This window comes from Nocardia sp. SYP-A9097 (assembly GCF_009649815.1).
In the GTDB taxonomy this organism is placed as follows: domain Bacteria; phylum Actinomycetota; class Actinomycetes; order Mycobacteriales; family Mycobacteriaceae; genus Nocardia.
On sequence record NZ_WJIC01000013.1, the window covers coordinates 168,345 to 184,803 of the forward strand.

15 protein-coding genes are annotated in these 16,459 nt (G+C 66.6%); 5 read left to right on the forward strand and 10 right to left on the reverse strand.

Features of this window, described 5'->3' with window-relative positions; genetic code table 11:
* Positions 1-158: 158 nt before the first annotated feature.
* A complete protein-coding gene (locus tag GFY24_RS43430; protein ID WP_309231303.1) occupies positions 159-1,124 on the forward strand; it encodes a Rid family hydrolase in 966 nt (321 codons plus the stop codon).
* Here GFY24_RS43430 and GFY24_RS25045 read toward each other — a convergent pair.
* Positions 1,111-1,518, reverse strand: coding sequence for a nuclear transport factor 2 family protein (locus GFY24_RS25045; protein WP_153807525.1), 408 nt, complete (start codon positions 1,516-1,518; stop codon positions 1,111-1,113). The two genes, GFY24_RS43430 and GFY24_RS25045, sit on opposite strands and share 14 nt — an antisense overlap.
* Before the next feature lie 108 nt (positions 1,519-1,626).
* On the opposite strand from GFY24_RS25045, the gene GFY24_RS25050 reads away from it, so the two are divergent.
* A complete protein-coding gene (locus GFY24_RS25050; protein WP_153807526.1) occupies positions 1,627-2,193 on the forward strand; it encodes a TetR/AcrR family transcriptional regulator in 567 nt (188 codons plus the stop codon).
* A gap of 63 nt (positions 2,194-2,256) precedes the next feature.
* Here GFY24_RS25050 and GFY24_RS25055 read toward each other — a convergent pair whose 3' ends face one another.
* The 7 genes from GFY24_RS25055 to GFY24_RS25085 form a co-directional block, all read right to left on the reverse strand.
* Positions 2,257-2,847, reverse strand: a complete 591-nt coding sequence (locus GFY24_RS25055; protein WP_153807527.1) for an ATP/GTP-binding protein — start codon at positions 2,845-2,847, stop codon at positions 2,257-2,259.
* Positions 2,828-3,202 (reverse strand): DUF742 domain-containing protein, encoded by a 375-nt coding sequence (locus tag GFY24_RS25060; protein ID WP_153807581.1) that lies wholly within the window; start codon positions 3,200-3,202, stop codon positions 2,828-2,830. The genes GFY24_RS25055 and GFY24_RS25060 overlap by 20 nt, the downstream gene beginning before the upstream one ends.
* Complete coding sequence (locus tag GFY24_RS25065) at positions 3,202-3,627, reverse strand: roadblock/LC7 domain-containing protein (RefSeq protein ID WP_309231304.1); 426 nt, start codon at positions 3,625-3,627, stop codon at positions 3,202-3,204. The genes GFY24_RS25060 and GFY24_RS25065 overlap by 1 nt, the downstream gene beginning before the upstream one ends.
* Complete coding sequence (locus tag GFY24_RS25070; RefSeq protein ID WP_153807528.1) at positions 3,605-6,208, reverse strand: nitrate- and nitrite sensing domain-containing protein; 2,604 nt, start codon at positions 6,206-6,208, stop codon at positions 3,605-3,607. Before GFY24_RS25070 ends, GFY24_RS25065 begins: the two co-directional genes overlap by 23 nt.
* 100 nt (positions 6,209-6,308) lie before the next feature.
* Positions 6,309-6,881 carry an ATP/GTP-binding protein gene (locus GFY24_RS25075; RefSeq protein ID WP_153807529.1) on the reverse strand — a complete coding sequence of 191 codons (573 nt, stop codon included), beginning with the start codon at positions 6,879-6,881 and terminating at the stop codon, positions 6,309-6,311.
* Between the two features lie 8 nt (positions 6,882-6,889).
* Complete coding sequence (locus GFY24_RS25080) at positions 6,890-7,297, reverse strand: roadblock/LC7 domain-containing protein (RefSeq protein WP_309231305.1); 408 nt, start codon at positions 7,295-7,297, stop codon at positions 6,890-6,892.
* Positions 7,275-9,623 carry a nitrate- and nitrite sensing domain-containing protein gene (locus tag GFY24_RS25085; RefSeq protein WP_153807530.1) on the reverse strand — a complete coding sequence of 783 codons (2,349 nt, stop codon included), beginning with the start codon at positions 9,621-9,623 and terminating at the stop codon, positions 7,275-7,277. Before GFY24_RS25085 ends, GFY24_RS25080 begins: the two co-directional genes overlap by 23 nt.
* A gap of 423 nt (positions 9,624-10,046) precedes the next feature.
* Here GFY24_RS25085 and GFY24_RS25090 point away from each other — a divergent pair, with 423 nt between their 5' ends.
* Both GFY24_RS25090 and GFY24_RS25095 read left to right on the forward strand, forming a co-directional pair.
* A complete protein-coding gene (locus tag GFY24_RS25090) occupies positions 10,047-11,549 on the forward strand; it encodes an alkaline phosphatase (protein WP_309231306.1) in 1,503 nt (500 codons plus the stop codon).
* Positions 11,546-12,049: a hypothetical protein gene (locus tag GFY24_RS25095; RefSeq protein ID WP_153807531.1), complete on the forward strand. Its 504-nt coding sequence runs from the start codon at positions 11,546-11,548 to the stop codon at positions 12,047-12,049. Before GFY24_RS25090 ends, GFY24_RS25095 begins: the two co-directional genes overlap by 4 nt.
* A gap of 242 nt (positions 12,050-12,291) precedes the next feature.
* On the opposite strand, the gene GFY24_RS25100 is transcribed toward GFY24_RS25095, so the two are convergent.
* On the reverse strand, positions 12,292-13,308 hold the full coding sequence (locus tag GFY24_RS25100; protein WP_309231307.1) for a sigma-70 family RNA polymerase sigma factor: 1,017 nt from the start codon (positions 13,306-13,308) through the stop codon (positions 12,292-12,294).
* Positions 13,305-14,735, reverse strand: a complete 1,431-nt coding sequence (locus GFY24_RS25105) for a DHA2 family efflux MFS transporter permease subunit (RefSeq protein ID WP_228566620.1) — start codon at positions 14,733-14,735, stop codon at positions 13,305-13,307. Before GFY24_RS25105 ends, GFY24_RS25100 begins: the two co-directional genes overlap by 4 nt.
* A 124-nt stretch (positions 14,736-14,859) precedes the next feature.
* Between GFY24_RS25105 and GFY24_RS25110 the strand changes: the two genes are divergently transcribed.
* Positions 14,860-16,449 carry a succinic semialdehyde dehydrogenase gene (locus GFY24_RS25110; protein WP_255458732.1) on the forward strand — a complete coding sequence of 530 codons (1,590 nt, stop codon included), beginning with the start codon at positions 14,860-14,862 and terminating at the stop codon, positions 16,447-16,449.
* Positions 16,450-16,459 lie beyond the last annotated feature (10 nt).

The window sequence follows — 16,459 nt, forward strand, 5'->3', positions numbered from 1 at the left end:
CTCACCGGATGCGATATCGGCCGGGTCGCGCCCCGCCGCATCAGCCGGGTCGCGGCCATTCGCCGCTTCCGTGCCGCGGCGGCCGCCATCTTCCATGTCGCCCATCCTTCCCAAAATAGCGGACCGATTCTGTCCGCTATTGGTGTGAGGGTGGGTGCATGGCAGCTGAAATAGACTGGAATCGCACGCTTCGTGAGCAGTGGGAAACCCACTGGAACAATCAGATTCGGGCCCGGCTACGGGGACTGACCGACGATGAGTACTTCTGGTCACCGGCGGCGGATGCTTGGACGGTGCGGCCACGGGACACGTCGACCGCGTTGGCCCAGCCCGGTACCGGCGACTTCACGATCGACTACACCTATCCCGAGCCGGTGCCCGCGGCCTTCACCACCATCGCCTGGCGACTCGCGCATGTGATTGTCGGTGTACTCGCCGCCCGCAATGCCGCGCATTTCGGCGCACCGGAGGCGTCGTATCAGAGCTGGGAGTACGCGGGCAGCGCGTCCGCCGCGCTGGAGCAGCTGGAGACCCAGCTCGACACCTGGTTCACCGGCGTAGCCAAGCTCACCGATGCCGAGCTGCGTGCTCCGATGGGCCCGAAGGAGCCCTATCCGGAGGCCCCGACGGCCGATCTGGTGCTGCATATCAATCGTGAACTGATCCACCATCTTTCGGAGGTCTGTCTGCTGCGTGACCTCTACCTCCATACGCATGCCGAAGGAGATTCCTCGACCTCCGAGCCGATTCACCTCGACCCGGAAGAACTGCACTACAACCCGGCCTTCACACAGGGAGTGATCGCGCCGGCGGGGAAGACGCTCTACGTCGGTGGCCAGCTGGGCACCGACGGTGCCGGACAGATGCTGGAAGGCATTGCGGCGCAAGTGAAACAGGCCATGCGTAATGTGCTGGCTGTTCTCGCCGCGGCGGGGTCCGGGCCGGAGCATGTGGTGAAGATGACCATCTATCTGGTCGACGGCGTCGATATCCAGGCCGGCTTCGCCGCGTCGCAGGAGATCTGGGGCGATCATCGCACCGCGATCACCAGCGTCACCACTGCGAAGCATGGGCGGCCGGGGGCGCTGGTGGAGATCGACGCCATCGCGATCATTCCCGAATAGTGCGGCGCGCCATGGCCTTTCGGTAGGCGATCCGCCAGCCCTGCGGATCGCGGCGGAGGGTGTCCTCGTAGACGGCGGATCCGGCCGCGCCGTCGGCGGCGACGGCCAGGCCCTTGGAGTGGGTGGTCACGGTCTCGCCGTCCTGTCGGGTGATGACGATATTGGTGACGTGATGCCCCAGGGGCTGGTTCTCGTCAGATTGGACGCCGTTCACCAGGTCCAGCATTGCCGGTAGCCCATACAGGGTGCCGTATCCGAAATCCGTTATGTCGAAGACGATGTCGTCGGTGAAGACCTCGCCGAGGCGATCCCATTCGCGGTCGTCTATCAGGTGGCCGTGCAGGGCGATGACCTCGTGGATGGCGATTCTGTCTTCGAGAGTGATGTCAGGCATGCGAATTCCTCTTCGGTGCAATAGCTTCACGTAAGTGGGGTGACCACCCCACTTACCTTCACGTACGATACGGAGGACCCACCCCACTTAGCAAGAAGGTTTTCGAAAATGGGAGCAACTCCCAGTTCACCAGGTCGGCGGCGAGCCGATGCGCAGCGGAATCGCGACCGCCTGGTCGTGGCGGCAAGCGAGGTGATCGGCGAGACCGGCGCGGACGCCTCACTGGAGGAGATCGCCCGCCGCGCCGGCGTCGGCTCGGCCACCCTGCACCGGCATTTCCCAAGCCGCGCAGAGCTATTGGGGGCCGTACTACACGAACGCGTGCAGGGCCTGTGCGCCCGCGCCGAGGAACTGTCGACCGCGCCGAACGCGGGCGCGGCGCTGGTGACCTGGCTGCGGGATGTGGTGACGCACGCCGCCACCGCACGCGGGCTGGGCCCGGCGCTCTCCGGCTACGAGGCCGATCCGGAGTTCGAGCCGCACACCATGATTCGGCGAGCCGCCCAACCACTCCTGGATCGCGCCCAGCGCGAGGGCGAGATCGCCGCGAGCGTCACCGTCGATGACGTCCTGCAACTCGCCAATGGCGTAGCCCTGGCCACGGAGTCCCTTCCCAACGCGGCCCACCGAGCCGACGCGTTGATGGCGCTCGTCTCCCACGGACTCCTGTCCTGAACGAAAACAGCGCCCGCCCCGAGAAGCTCAGGGCGGGCGCTGTTTTCGAGTCGCGGAGCGCAGCTACGCCACGGGCGTCGCCGCCGCCCGGGTGATGAGGTACTCCACGAGCGTCATGAGCACATTCTTGGCCGACGGGCGATCACGGGCATCGCAGAGCAGCACGGGTATCTGCTCGTCGAGGTCCAGCGCTTCGCGCACCTCCGCCGGCGTGTAGAGCGGTGCGCCTTCGAAGCAATTGACCGCGACCGTGAACGCCACACCGCGGCGTTCGAAGAAGTCGATCGCCGCGAAGGAGCCTTCGAGCCGCCGGGTATCGGCCAGGACGACCGCTCCCAGCGCTCCGCGCGCCAATTCGTCCCAGAGGAACCAGAATCGGTCCTGTCCGGGGGTTCCGAACAGGTACAGCACCAGGTTTCGATCAATGGTGATGCGGCCGAAGTCCAAGGCCACCGTGGTGGTGGTCTTGCCTTCGACGCCGCGCAGGTCGTCGACCCCCGCGGAGAGTTCGGTGATGAGTTCTTCGGTTCTCAGCGGTGTGATTTCGCTGAGCGCCCCCACCATGGTTGTCTTGCCCACGCCGAAACCGCCGGCGATGAGAATTTTCACCGAGGCGGCCATAGGCTGGGATTGGTCAAAGTTTTCGGATGCCATCGAGTACAGCTCGCAAAATGTTGAGGTCACCGGGTGCGGTGTCCGGAGAAACCGGCGCCCGGAACTTGAGGATGCCGTCGGAGATGAGATCGCCGACGAGGATCTTGGTCACTGCAAGTGGAAACCGCAGGGCCGCCGACACTTCGGCGACCGACAGCGGGAGCCTGCACAGGCGCACGATGTCGCCGTATTCCGGTTCGACCCGGCGCAACGGTGGGGCCGCATTGGGCACCACCACTACCGTGAGCATGTCGAGGTCATGCCCTGCGCCCATGGTTCGACCGCCGGTCCTGGCGTATGGGCGCACCAATGGACCTGCTTGATCGTCGAACCAATGATCCCCCGGTCTGGCCATCATGACAGCCTGGGGTTAACCTGTCCGGCCAGGTGATGGCGCGGCGTGGTGGACAGATAGGTGCCGACGCGCTGCACGGTCAGGTTCATCTCGTAGGCGACCATGCCGAGGTTGGCCTGTTCGTTGGCCTGCAAGGCAAGGCAGGCGTGGCTGCCCGCCGCGGTCACGAACAGTACGGCGCGATCCAGTTCGATGACCGCCTGGCGGACGCCGCCGCCGTCGAACCGGCTGCCCGCGCTACGGGCGAGTCCGTAGAGGGTGGAGGACATGGCGCCGAAGTGTTCGGCGTCCTCTCGGCTCATGGACGTGGAGCGGCCCAGCAGCAGGCCGTCGGTGGAGTGAACCACCGCGTGCCGGACGCCTGCGAGCCGATCCACCAGATCATCGAGTAGCCAGTTGAGATCACCAGCGTTTGAGGTGGTCACCGTCGCCTTCCTGTCGGTCCTGGAATGGGTGGGACACAGGCTCGACCGTGCCGGGATCGGCCCGGCGGCCCTGCCTGGTTCCGTTTTCGATGGCGGAGAACAGATCTCGGGCCTGCTCGGCCGTGCGGGTGGGCTGTTCGGACGACTCTTCAGCCGCCTTCTCCTGCGCCAATTCCGGTGCGAGACTTGCCTGCCGGCGCCTTCGCGGTAGCTCGGGCCGGACGTCGGAGCCAGTGTACTGGGACCGATCGAAGTCTCGTGTGCGGAAATCGGAATCCGGTTGCTGCTGTGCTGCGGGCGCCGGCGGAATGTATTGCGGCCGATTGGTGCTCGGGTGCGTCGGTGGTTCGAAGGGTCGCGGGGTATCGAAAGACATCTGTCGCTCCGGGGCGCGTGGTTCGGGCCGGGCAGGCAGGGCTGGATTCGAGAACGGCGCGGGGGCAGGCTGTTCGAGTTGCCGGGGCAACTCGAACGGCCCGGGATTGCCGATCGACTTGGGGGCTTCGAACGGGTTGGGGGCTTCGATCTGCTTGGACGCCTCGAACTGCGCTTGCGCCTCGAGTTGTTTGGCGGTCTCGGCGGCCAGGGCGGCATGGAACTGCCCGGTGTCGAATGCGGTGGGCACGGCCGGGATTTCGCCGGTCCGGCCCGCCGCGACGGTGAGCCCGGAGGGCACCAGCACGATGGCGCGCACGCCGCCGTAGTCGGATTCGGCCAGTCGCACCGAGATGCCGTTGCGGACGGCCAGCTGCGCCACCACGAACATGCCGAGGCGGGAGTCCGAGAGCGTGGTGACGCCGAAATCCGGTGGGTTGCGCAGCATGTCGTTGATGCGGGCGAACTCGGCTTCGGGCATGCCCATGCCCTGGTCGACGATTTCGATGGCGATGCCCTTGCCGACCACATTGCCGCGCACCTCGACCTGCGACTGCGGCGGCGAGAAGTGCGCGGCATTGTCGACGAGTTCGGCGAGCAGGTGGATGAGGTCGGCGACGGCGGAACCGGCGACCGCGATCTCGGGCAGTCGGGTGATCTTGACGCGGGTGTAGTCCATCGCCTCGCCCACACCGCTTCGCACCAGCTCGATGAGCTGCACCGGGTTTCGCCACTGCCGCCCGGGCTGGCCGCCCGCGAGAATGATCAGGTTCTCGGCATTGCGGCGCTCGCGGGTGGCGAGGTGGTCGAGCCGGAAGAAGATCTCCAGCAGCGCCGGGTCCTCCTGTTTGGCCTCGGCCTCGTCGAGCACCTCGAGCTGGCGGTGTACCACCACCTGGCTGCGGTGCGCGATATTGAGGAACACGGCCTTCACACCCTCACGGGTGCGGGCCTCGGTGACCGCGGCGGCGACGGCGGCGGTGTGCGCGTGGCCGAATGCCTGTGCCACCTGACCGATCTCGTCGGTGCCGAAGTCCAGCTGCGCCGTCTCGGAGCCGACCTCGACCGCCTTGCCATCGCGCAGCTGCGACATGATCTCGGGCAGTCGCTCATCGGCGAGTACCAGGGTCTCGTCGCGGAGTCGCTTGAGCCGCCCGATGATCCGGTTGGCGAGCAGCAGTGCGATGAGGAACGCCGAGAGCGAGACCAGCATCATGGCGCCACCGGCGAGGGCGGAGTTGCGCGCGCTGCGGTCGGCGGCCGCACCGGCCAGGTTCTGCCCGTTCTTGCTCTCGGTTTCCCAGAGTCCGATCAGCGTCGTATTGACCGCGGTGACCGTATCGTGCCATTCCTGGGTGGTGAAGGTGAGCGGCGCCATCGGCGCGCTCGCACCGGATTTCAGGGGTGCGGCCGTGATGGGATCGAGTGCGCGTGCCAGCAGCACGTTCTCCATCATGATCAGCCGCTGCCAGTTCGGATCATCGACCACGGCTTTGAACGTGGGACTGCCGGTGCTGCCGTCCGCGCCCGCGAGCGTCCCGATATTGACGCGGTACGCGCCGACCACCCGGGAGAATTCGATGGCCAGTTCCGGCGTCAGGGTGCCGTCCTTGAGCAGCACCTCGGCCAATGCCGCTCCGCGGGAAAGCATTTCGGAGGCGGAGACGATCTCCAGTGTTTCTGCGATCTTGACGGCGACCTCGGGGTCGGGAGCCGTCGTCTCCACGGCGCGGCTGCCGATGGAGATGAGGTCGAGCAGGTGCCCGTAGAAGTTGTAGGCGTCGGCCAAACCCAGTGCGTTGCCATCGATCTGGGTGCGCACGGCGGCGAGTGCGCGGGACAGGGTGAGGAAGCCGCCGACATCGCCGACGACAGCGTCCGGACCGTGCTGGGCCATGGCATCGGTGGTGGTGGCCATACCGCGCAGCGCGTTGTCCAGGCGGGTGCGAGCCTGGGTGAGGCTCTTCGGATTGGGTTCGTCACCCGAGAGTTGCGCCAGGGTGAGCTGGCGTTCCAGCTGTACCGAAACGATCAGTTCTTTGGCTAGAGGTGTGGCGGTGGTGAGCGCGTCCGCCCACTCTCGCGCGTTCTTGCCTTGTACCACCAGGTATCCCGCGCCACCCACACCGATTCCGAGCAATGCCAGGCTCGGAACCAATGCGATGGCGAGAACACGGGTCCGGACCCCGAGTCTCGCTTTGAACATCGCCACAACGTAACGGGACGTGGATCACATTCTCAACCGTATCTCGTTCAGCGGGAACATGATTGACACGACAAGTTATGCATGCTTCGGAATCGAAGGGTCAATTCAGGGCGCGCGAGATGAGGTACTCGGCGAGTGTGGTCAGCACTTGTTTGCAGGAGTGGCGATCGCGCGCGTCGCACAGCAGGATCGGGACGTGTTCATCGAGGTCCAGTGCCTCGCGCACCTCCTGCGGGGAGTACACCGGCGCACCCTCGAAACAGTTGACGCCGATGGTGAATCCGATACCGCGACGCTCGAAGAAATCGATCGCCGCGAACGAGTTCTCCAACCGCCGGGTGTCGGCCAAGATCACAGCGCCGAGCGCTCCGCGCGCCAATTCGTCCCAGAGGAACCAGAATCGGTCCTGTCCGGGCGTGCCGAACAGATACAGCACCAATCCGGCGTCGATGGTGATACGCCCGAAGTCCAAGCCGACCGTGGTGGTGGTCTTGCCCTCGACCCCGGTGAGATCGTCGATACCCTCGGAGCGTTCGGTAATAATCTCCTCGGTACGCAGCGGCGTGATCTCGCTGATCGTGCCGACCAGGGTGGTCTTGCCGACCCCGAAGCCGCCCGCGATCAGGATCTTCACCGATTGCGCGAGCGAGTGGTCCTCGTCGAACCCGGTCATACCGGGGCTCAGCCGAATTCGCCGGGGCGGCGGGCCGCGGTGGACAGGAGCGAACCCACCCGCTGCACGGTCAGATTCATTTCATAGGCCACCATGCCCAGATTCGCGTCGGCTCCGGTCTGCAGGGCCAGACACGCGTTCGGGCCCGCCGCGGTGACGAACAGGACCGCGCGATCGAGTTCGATGACGGCTTGACGCACACCGCCGCCGTCGAAACGGTGTCCGGCACTGCGGGACAGCCCGTACAGCGTGGAGGACATGGCGGAGAAGTGTTCGGCATCCTCGCGCAGCATGCGGGTGGAGCGGCCGAGCAGCAGACCGTCGGTCGAATGGACCACGGCGTGACGCACACCGGCGAGCTTGTCGACGAGATCGTCGAGCAGCCAGTCGAGGTCACCGGCGGGAGAAGTACTCACCGTCGCCTTCCTGTCGATTTGTGATGGGTGGGAGGGGGTCCGGATCGGCACGACGACCCTGCCGGGTGCCGTTCTCGATGGCGGACATGAGATCTCGGGCCTGTTCGGCACCGCGCGTGGGCAGGACCGGCGGGGCCTGACCGGGCAGGGTGGTATCCCAGGAGATGACGGCCGACTCGTCCGGTGCGGGGTCGTGTGCCAATTCCGGTGCGAGACTGGCCTGCCGGTGACGCCGGGGCAGCGTGGGGCGGTCGCCGTCCTCGGGCAGATCCACGCGCGCGTGTCGGCCGGTGTCCGTGGCCGGGTCGATCGGTGTATCGAGTACCGGGAGTTCGCCTGTGTCCGGACGGAATTCGGTGCGCCGGGGAACCGGGAGTTGGCCGGAGGTGTAGTCGGGAGAGGGTGTGCCACCGGCGATCAGTGCGGCGGGAACGAGCACGATGGCGCGCAGGCCGCCGTAATCGGATTCGGAGAGCCGGACCGAAATGCCGTGCCGGGCAGCGAGTTGCGAGACCACGAACACGCCCAGGCGGGAGTCCGAGGAGAAGTTCCCGAGACCGAGGCCGGCCGCGGTGGCCAGCAGCGTGTTGATCCGCTCGAGCTCGTCCTCCGCTACGCCCACACCCTGATCGGCGATCTCCAGCACCACACCGCGACCGACGGTATTTCCGGTGATCTGCACCTTCGACTGCGGCGGGGAGAAGTGCGTGGCATTGTCGATGAGCTCGGCCAGCAGGTGAATCAGGTCGCCGACCGCCGCGCCGACGATGAAAGTCTGTGGCAGCCGACCGGTTCGGACCCGCTGGTAGTGCACGGTCTCGCCGACGGCGCTGCGCACCAACTCCATCAGCGGCACCGGATTGCGCCACTGTCGCCCGGGCCGGCCACCCGCGAGGATGACCAGGTTCTCGGCATTGCGACGCTCGCGGGTGGCGAGGTGATCGAGCAGGAAGAAGGTCTCCAGCAGCGCCGGATCCTGCTGCTCGGATTCGGCCTCGTCGAGAATCTCCAACTGCCGGTGCACCACGACCTGGCTGCGGTGCGCGATATTGAGGAAGACCGCCTTCACACCCTCCCGGGTACGGGATTCGGTGACCGCGGCCGCGACGGCGGCGCTGTGCGCATGGCTGAACGCGTCCGCTACCTGGCCGATCTCGTCAGCGCCGAATTCCAGTGCGGGAGTTTCGGTATCGATATCGACGTGTTCGCCGTCGGCGAGCCGGCGCATGGTCTCGGGCAATCGCTCATCGGCGAGCGCGATGGTTTCGTCGCGAAGTCGGCGCAGCCGCCGGATGATTCGATTGGCCAGCGCCAGTGCGACCAGAATGGCCCCCAGTGCGACGATCAGCATGGCCGCGCCGGTGAGCAGCGAATTGCGGGTGGTCGTGGCGGCGGCGTCACCGGCCAGGCTCTGGGCTTCGGAGTTCTCGGCCTGCCACAGATCCGCCAGGGCCTTGTTCACCTCGGTGGCGGCGTCCTCCCACGCGGCGGTGGTCAGCGGGAGCGGAGCGGGTTTGAAGGCGGTGCCGTCGGCTCGGGGTACCGCGCGCTGCGCCAGAGCGGTCTCCATACTGCTGAGCCGCTGCCAGGCCGCGCCTCCCACCAGGGTTTTCGCGGCGGCCGCCTGCGTCGGATCGCCATCGGCGAGTAGACGTTCGATGCGATTGTGATAGAAGCCGATGAGTCGCAGGTACTCATCGGCCAGCTCGACGGGCAGGCCGCTGCCACCGTCGATGAGCGCCGCGCCCAGGGCATTCGCGCGACTCATGGCCTCCAGGCCCTCCAAAACCCCACTGGCGGCGGCGAGTTCGATGGCGGTGGACGCGTCCGGCGCGGATTCCTGCACGATGCGGACACCGGCGAGGACGATCTGCGGTATGGAGCTGTAGAAGGTGTCGGCGTCGCCGAACAGCAGGGTGCCCGCGTCCAGGCCCATGCGAATCAGGGTGAGCTGCTTGGTCAATTCGGTGAGCGCGGAGGTGGCATCGCCCATGGACTGTGGGCCCACACTGCGCAATCGTGATTGTGCGGGGGCGATCTCGCGTAGGGCGGCGTCCAGGCGCTGGCGGGCGGCGGCCAGCGCGTGCAGATCGGTATCGGCTCCGGCTATGCGCCACAGCGTGATTCGGCGCTCCAGTTCGAGTGCCTCGATGAGTTCGCGGGTGGGTGCGACACCGGCCTGTAGTTCTTCGGCCCAATTCCGCGCGGTGTTCGAGCGGTCCACCAGATACCCGGTCGCGCCGCCGCCGATGGCCACCAGTGCCAGGCTGGGTACGAGTGCGATGGCGAGAATTCGGGTCCGCACCCCTGGCCGCCTGCTGCGCATTGCCCGAGGGTAGCCATCGGGTGGCCGAAGCGCCCTGCCGAGTCTTCTTGAGCGGGATGGGATTTGACTCGCGGACCGGCCGTCCGGTATTCGAGCGCGGGTGCGAAGTCGCCGGTACAAACGTTGAATCCGTTGCGCGAGAGTGCCTCTCGCCCACGGTGCGGCCAACCTTCGGTCACCACCTGCGCTGTGCGTTACCTACCTGGTGACCAGAGAATAGCCCCGCAGTCTCACGTGTGTAGCCGGTTCGCGGGACCCGAAATTCTGCCCGCACCGCAGAACCCGCGTCGATCGTCATGACAGACGTTCACCGACTCGACAGCTGGGTGTCGATTTCGGGCAACCGTCCAGGGTTACGGTCGCCGCGCCCGGGGTACAGCGGGCCGCGCACGAAACCCGTGCCGCGAAGGTTGGAGGAACTAAGTGCAGCACAAGAAACGCGCCTGGCTCGGCGCCGTCGCGGCCATCACCGCCGCGTTCGTGGGCTCGACCCTGGTCGCGGGTTGCGGCTCGGACAGCAAGGCCGACAACGAAGTTCACAACATCATCTACCTGCTGGGCGATGGCATGGGACGCACCCACATCACCGCTGCCCGCGAGCGCTTCCTCGGGGCCAAGGGGCACCTGAACATGGAACAGCTGCCGTACGTGGGAGCGGTCTCCACTTATGCGGTGGAACCGAACAGCGATAAGCCCGCCCTGGTGACCGACTCCGCGTCCTCGGCGACCGCCTGGTCCTCGGGCGTGAAGACCTACAACGCGGGGCTCGGCGTGGACGCCTACGGCAAATCCGTGCCCACGCTGATGGAGCAGGCCAAGGCCGCCGGTTTCGCCACCGGAAATGTGAGCACCGCCGAGATCACCGACGCCACCCCGGCCGGCATGTTCAGCCACGCGCTGCTGCGCGGCTGCCAGGGACCCACATTCAGCGAATCCACCTGCCTGCCCAAGAAGGCCGACGGCAGCTTCGAGGCCCAGCCCGCGGACAAGACCCTGGTGACCCCGATCGCCGAGCAGATCGCGCGCAACGGCACCGCCGATGTCATCTTCGGCGGCGGCCTGGCCCGCTTCGAGCCCGAAGACCAGAAGGCCATGCTGGACAAGGGCTATGAGGTGCTGGGCAGTATGGGCGATCCCGCGCTCAAGGCCCAGACCGCCGACAGCCAGAAGGTCGCCACCGCCGCGGATCTGACCGCGGCCAAGAGTGACAAGGTGATCGGCCTGTTCAACCGCGGCAATCTGACCGTCACCCAGGCCAAGGCGCTGCTGCCGGACTCCGCGCCGCAGAAGCAGGAGCCGACCCTGTCGGCCATGACCACCAAGGCCATCGACCTGCTCTCGAAGCGTAAGGACAGCAAGGGCTTCCTGCTGCAGATCGAGGGCGCGCTCATCGACAAGCGCTCGCACGCCAATGACGCCGCCCAGACCCTCGACGAGGTGAAGGCGTTCGACGACGCCGTCGCGGCCGCCATGGACTTCGCCAAGAAGGACGGGCACACCCTGGTCATCGTCACCGCCGACCACGAGTGCGCGGGCTTCAACATCATCGAGAAGGGCACCTTCGTCAACGCCGAAGCGATCGCCCCGCCCACCAATGTGGACGCCACCAACCCGGCCAACAACTCCAACCCGTCGCGGGACGGCAAGGAGAATGTGAAGGACCCCGCCCGCTCGAACGGGTTCGTCAACGGCTCGGGCGCGAACGATCCGCGCAACTTCGCCCCGGCGACCTTCCGCACCCCGGATGACAAGGCCGAGGTCAAGGACGGTTCCGCCGAGGCCAGCCTGTGGCTGACCTACCTGTCCGGTAACCACACCGGCGCGGACGTGATGATCTACGCGTACGGTCCGGGTGGCGACGTCTTCGCCGCCAGCCAGGACAACACCGCGCTGTACACCAAGATGCACAAGGCCCTGCTGCCGTGAGCATGAATGGTGTTGCGGGAGTGCGCGCGACGCTGATCGCGGGACTGCTCGTGGTGGTCGCGTTCGGAGCCGGATGCTCGACCGTACCGTCCGAGAGTGCGCCGAGCGCGGTGGTGACGCCGTCGTTCGCGCCGAAACCCGCTGTGGCACCGGCCGCTTCGATCACCGCGGCACCGGGTGAGGTGCGGGTGGAGCCCGGACCGTTCACCGATCGGATTCAGCTCACCGGTACCCGGTTGGACGGATCCACGGTGCGCGGGCGCGTGGCCATCACCACCGATGTGAGCGATGTGCTCGCCCTCGAGGTGCGGGCGGCGTTCTACGACGCCGCCGGACGCCTGGTGGGCACCGGGCATTTCGAGCACGCCGATGAGGAGACCATGGGCGGCGGCACACATATTCCGCACAATGACGGCATCGACTTCACCATCACCTCGGCCCCGACCGATGCGCCGGTCTCCGCCGCGGTGCTGTCGATTCCGGTACTCGTGAACGAATAGCCCGCTCCCGCAGCATCAGTCGCGAACCCGCGTGCACACACCAGTGCACGCGGGTTCGCCTTTTCGATACTTCCCGGTCTTCGGCACGCACACCCCTCGTACACGCGCCTCGGGCCGTTTCAGCTGGCGGAACAATCCCTTCCGAACGGTGAACTCGACAGTTGCTATTCGGTGGAGCTGGTGCTGGGGGTTGTTCGTTATCCGAGGTCGATTGGTTACAGATCAGTCGGATTCGTCCGCTATCAGAGGGTTGCCGGTAGGCCGAAGCGGACGAACAGCTTCGGCTCCAGGAAGACGGTGATCTTGTCGATCGCCGAGTCCGTCACCGTCAGCACATGGATGGATTGCGCCCGGTAAATGCCCTCCGCATCACGTAGATAGCACGCGGCGGCCGGTTGGGTATTGGCCGCCGTGCGGATGAACCTCCACTTGCCCGGTTCCGCACATATTTTGCCGGTGAAGAATTCGAGCACATCGACGCGGCCCGCGAACCACACCAGGGCGGGCGGCATCTCGATCACGACATCCTCGCGGAGCACCTCGGCCAGGCCCCGCATATCGGCCTTGCCGAAATAGTGCATATAGCGATCCACCGTGGCCCGTTCGTCCGGGCTCAGCGATTCCGACATCTGGTCGAGCATCGGCGCAACCTTCTCCAGGTGGGCGTGGGCGCGCTGCAACGCACTGTTGACGGCGGCGGGGGAGGTGTCGAGGAGATCGGCGACCTCGGCCGCGGACCAGGCCAGCACATCGCGCAGGATCAATACCGCGCGCTGGCGCGCGGGCAGATGCTGCAGCGCCGCGATGAAGGCGAGCCGGATACCGCTGCGCGCGGCCACCACCGTCGCCGGATCGTCGGCCGAATTGCCCAGCAGCACATCGGGAATCGGTTCGAGCCAGGAGATCTCCGGATAGCGGGGCGGGTTCAGGACGAGTTCCCGACTCGGACCCACCAGTCCGGTGGGCAGGGCCCGGTTACCGCGCTGTTCGAGCGCGGTAAGGCAGGCATTGGTGGCGATTCGATACAGCCAGGTGCGCAGGGAAGCCTTGCGCTCGTCGAATCGATCGGCGGCGCGCCAGGCCCGCAGCATGGTCTCCTGCACCAGATCCTCGGCCTCGTGAATCGAGCCGAGCATCCGGTAGCAGTGCGCGAGCAGCTCCGGCCGGAACGGGGCTGTGCGGGTCGCGAATTCGGCACCGACCGTCATGGATGAGGAACCTACCGGCGAATCCGGACGGCGGATATCGATACCGGTCATGCGGTTGTCCCAGCGCGCTCGGTGGAGACGGCAACCGGCATATCGGGCTCGGCGGCGGCGATCGGCGCGCCGGCCGGGATCAGCAGGCCGATCACCGAGCCGGTCAGGGCCAGCAGGGCCGCGGTCGCGGTCGCGGCGATGAAACCGTCCGTGAATACCTGTGCGGACGCGTATCCGCCCACCGCGGCGAAAACCGCTGCGGGCACGGCGATTCCGAAGGCCCCACCGAGCTGACGCAGGGCATTGTAGGTGCCGGACGCGGCACCGATCGCGGTCATCGGGACCGCGCGCAGGACCGCGCTCTGCGCGGACGGGATACCCATCGACGCGCCGATACCCGCGATGATGAACGGCGGCACCATCAGCACGTAGGGCAGATCGGGGCGGGCGATGAGCGCGATCCAGCCGAAACCGATGGCCTGCAGCAGCAGACCGAGCACGACCAGCGGCCGTTCACCGAACCTGTTGACCTGCTTACCCGCAATAGGCGCGACCAAGAACAGCGTCGCGGTCCAGGGCGCCAGGCGCAGACCCGTGCCAAGTGGACTGTAATGCAATACCACCTGCAGGAACTGGGTGAAGAAGAACGCCCCACCGAAGATGGACGCGGCGAGCAGGAAACTCGAGGCATTGCCCGCCGAGAAGGCGCGCAAGGTGAAGAACCGCATCGGAATCAGCGGCTCGGGAGTGCGCAGCTCCCAGCGCACGAAGCCGATCAACGCGACCGCGCCGAGGAAGAAAACCGTGATGACTTCCGCACTGCCCCAACCGGATTCGTTACCCCGGATCAGTCCCCAGACCACACCGAACGCGGCCAGGCTGACCAGCGCCGTCCCCGGGTAGTCCAAAGCGCGTGCCTGCCCGAAACTTTCACTGAGCCGCGCGCGCACCAGCACGATGAGCACCGCGCCGATCGGCACATTGAGCCAGAAGATCCACTGCCACGACAGGCCCTGCACCACCGCACCGCCGACCATCGGGCCACCCAGGGTGGCCAATCCGGTTATGGCAGCGAAGATTCCGAGCGCGCGGGTGCGCTGTTCCGGCGGGAAGGCGGCCGACAGTACCGCTACCGCCACCGGCATGACGGCGGCGGCCCCGACGCCCTGGACGGCCCGGGCCGCGATCAGCCAACCGAGATCGGGTGCGAGTGCGCACCCGGCCGAGGCCGCGCTGAACAGGGTCAGCCCGGCTATGAATACGCGGCGGCGGCCGTAGCGATCGCCGAGCGCCGCGCCCGCCATCAGCAGTACCGCGAAGCTCAGGTTGTAGGCGTTGATGGTCCATTCCAGCTCGCCGATCGAGGCGTGCAGATCGAGTTGGATGGCCCGCAGGGCGGTGGTGACGACCAGGGCGTCGAGCACGATCATAAATCCGGCAATTGAGGTGAGCGCCAGTACCCAGCGCTGACCGATGGTCATTTTCATCGCGTGCAGTCCTTCTCCGAAGGGGTATCACGAGTACTTACTCGCGGCGCGCGCCGAATTCATCGGGTGGGCTCGGAATCCAGGTGGAGTCGCCCGTTCCGGCTTGCCGGTGCGGGTAGATTGTATGTACCCGGCAGTAACCTGTACCCAGGAGGCGACGATGCCCGTTCCGGCAGCCGCAGTGTTCGAACGTCTGCGGACGTTCGCGGCAGTGGATACCACCGAGGAGCGCGAAACCCGCGAGATCACCGAGGTGTTCACCGGCAGGACGCTCGGGACTGTGCCGGTGGGCACCGCCGCCGATGTCGCCACGGCCGTCGCCAAAGCGCGTGCCGCGCAAGTGGAATGGGCCTTGCGCCCCGCCAAGGACCGCGCCGAGGTCTTCAACCGCTACCGGGATCTCGTGGTGGAGAACCGCGAATACCTGATGGATGTGGTGCAGGCCGAGACCGGTAAGGCGCGCTGGGCCGCCCAGGAAGAGATCATGGGGCTGATGTTCGCGGCCCGCTACTTCGCTCGTGTCGCACCGCAATTGCTCGCCTCGCACAGTGTGCCCGGTGCGTTCCCGGTCCTGAACCGGGCGGCCGTGCGTGCGGTACCCAAGGGCATCGTCGGTGTCATCGCGCCGTGGAACTATCCGATGCTGCTCTCGATCGGCGACTCCATCCCCGCGCTGCTGGCGGGCAATGCCGTGGTGGTGAAGCCGGACAGTCAAACCCCGTACTCGTCGCTGGCCAATGCCGAACTGTTCGCTCGCGCCGGGCTCCCGCGCGATCTGTTCGCGGTGGTCACCGGCCCCGGCACGGTGGTCGGCACCGCCATCGTGGACGCCTGCGACTACCTCATGTTCACCGGCTCCTCGGCCACCGGCCGCACCCTGGCCGAACAGTGCGGCCGCCGCCTGATCGGCTTCTCCGCCGAACTCGGCGGCAAGAACCCGATGATCGTCGCCGCGGGCGCGGATATCGGCAAGGCCGCCAAAGCCGCTGTGCGAGCATGCTTCTCGAACGCCGGCCAACTCTGCATCTCCATCGAGCGCCTCTACGTCGAGCGGTCGGTGGCCGCCGAATTCACCGAAAAGTTCGTCACCGCCGTCAAAGCCGCCAAAATCGGTGCGGCCTACGACTATTCGGAGGATATCGGCAGCCTCATCTCCGAAGCCCAACTCGAGACCGTCACCAAACACGTGGCCGACGCCGTCTCCAAGGGCGCGAAAGTCCTCGCCGGCGGCAACCCACGCCCCGACCTCGGCCCCCTATTCTTCGAACCCACGGTCCTGTCCGGCGTCACCGACACCATGGAGTGCGGCCGCAACGAAACCTTCGGCCCCCTGGTCTCCATCTACCCCGTTGCCGACGTGGAAGAAGCCATCACCAAGGCCAACGACACCGAATACGGCCTCAACGCAAGTGTTTGGGCCGCAAGCACAGCCGAAGGCGAGCGCATTGCCGAACGCCTACACGCGGGCACGGTGAACATAGACGAGGGCTACGCCCCCGCCTGGGGCTCCACCGGCGCCCCCATGGGCGGCATGGGCATCTCCGGCGTAGGCCGCCGCCACGGCCCCGACGGCCTCCTCAAATTCACCGAACCCCAAACGGTAGTGGTCACCCGCTTCCTGAACCTCGACCCCCCGCCCATGATCTCCCAGGAGATATGGCAGCCCTTCCTGATGGGCGTAGCCCGGGCGATCAAGTACCTGCCCGGCCGCTGACCTCAACCCG

Bases quoted from the DNA above. Each gene is read 5' to 3' on its own strand.
- GFY24_RS43430 (WP_309231303.1), top strand. From the start codon at position 159: ATGGCAGCTGAAATAGACTGGAATCGCACGCTTCGTGAGCAGTGGGAA.
- GFY24_RS25100 (WP_309231307.1), bottom strand. From the start codon at position 13,308: ATGACCGGTATCGATATCCGCCGTCCGGATTCGCCGGTAGGTTCCTCA.
- GFY24_RS25075 (WP_153807529.1), bottom strand. From the start codon at position 6,881: ATGACCGGGTTCGACGAGGACCACTCGCTCGCGCAATCGGTGAAGATC.
- GFY24_RS25085 (WP_153807530.1), bottom strand. From the start codon at position 9,623: ATGCGCAGCAGGCGGCCAGGGGTGCGGACCCGAATTCTCGCCATCGCA.
- GFY24_RS25055 (WP_153807527.1), bottom strand. From the start codon at position 2,847: ATGGCATCCGAAAACTTTGACCAATCCCAGCCTATGGCCGCCTCGGTG.
- GFY24_RS25070 (WP_153807528.1), bottom strand. From the start codon at position 6,208: ATGTTCAAAGCGAGACTCGGGGTCCGGACCCGTGTTCTCGCCATCGCA.
- GFY24_RS25105 (WP_228566620.1), bottom strand. From the start codon at position 14,735: ATGAAAATGACCATCGGTCAGCGCTGGGTACTGGCGCTCACCTCAATT.
- GFY24_RS25060 (WP_153807581.1), bottom strand. From the start codon at position 3,202: ATGGCCAGACCGGGGGATCATTGGTTCGACGATCAAGCAGGTCCATTG.
- GFY24_RS25045 (WP_153807525.1), bottom strand. From the start codon at position 1,518: ATGCCTGACATCACTCTCGAAGACAGAATCGCCATCCACGAGGTCATC.
- GFY24_RS25110 (WP_255458732.1), top strand. From the start codon at position 14,860: ATGTACCCGGCAGTAACCTGTACCCAGGAGGCGACGATGCCCGTTCCG.
- GFY24_RS25050 (WP_153807526.1), top strand. From the start codon at position 1,627: ATGGGAGCAACTCCCAGTTCACCAGGTCGGCGGCGAGCCGATGCGCAG.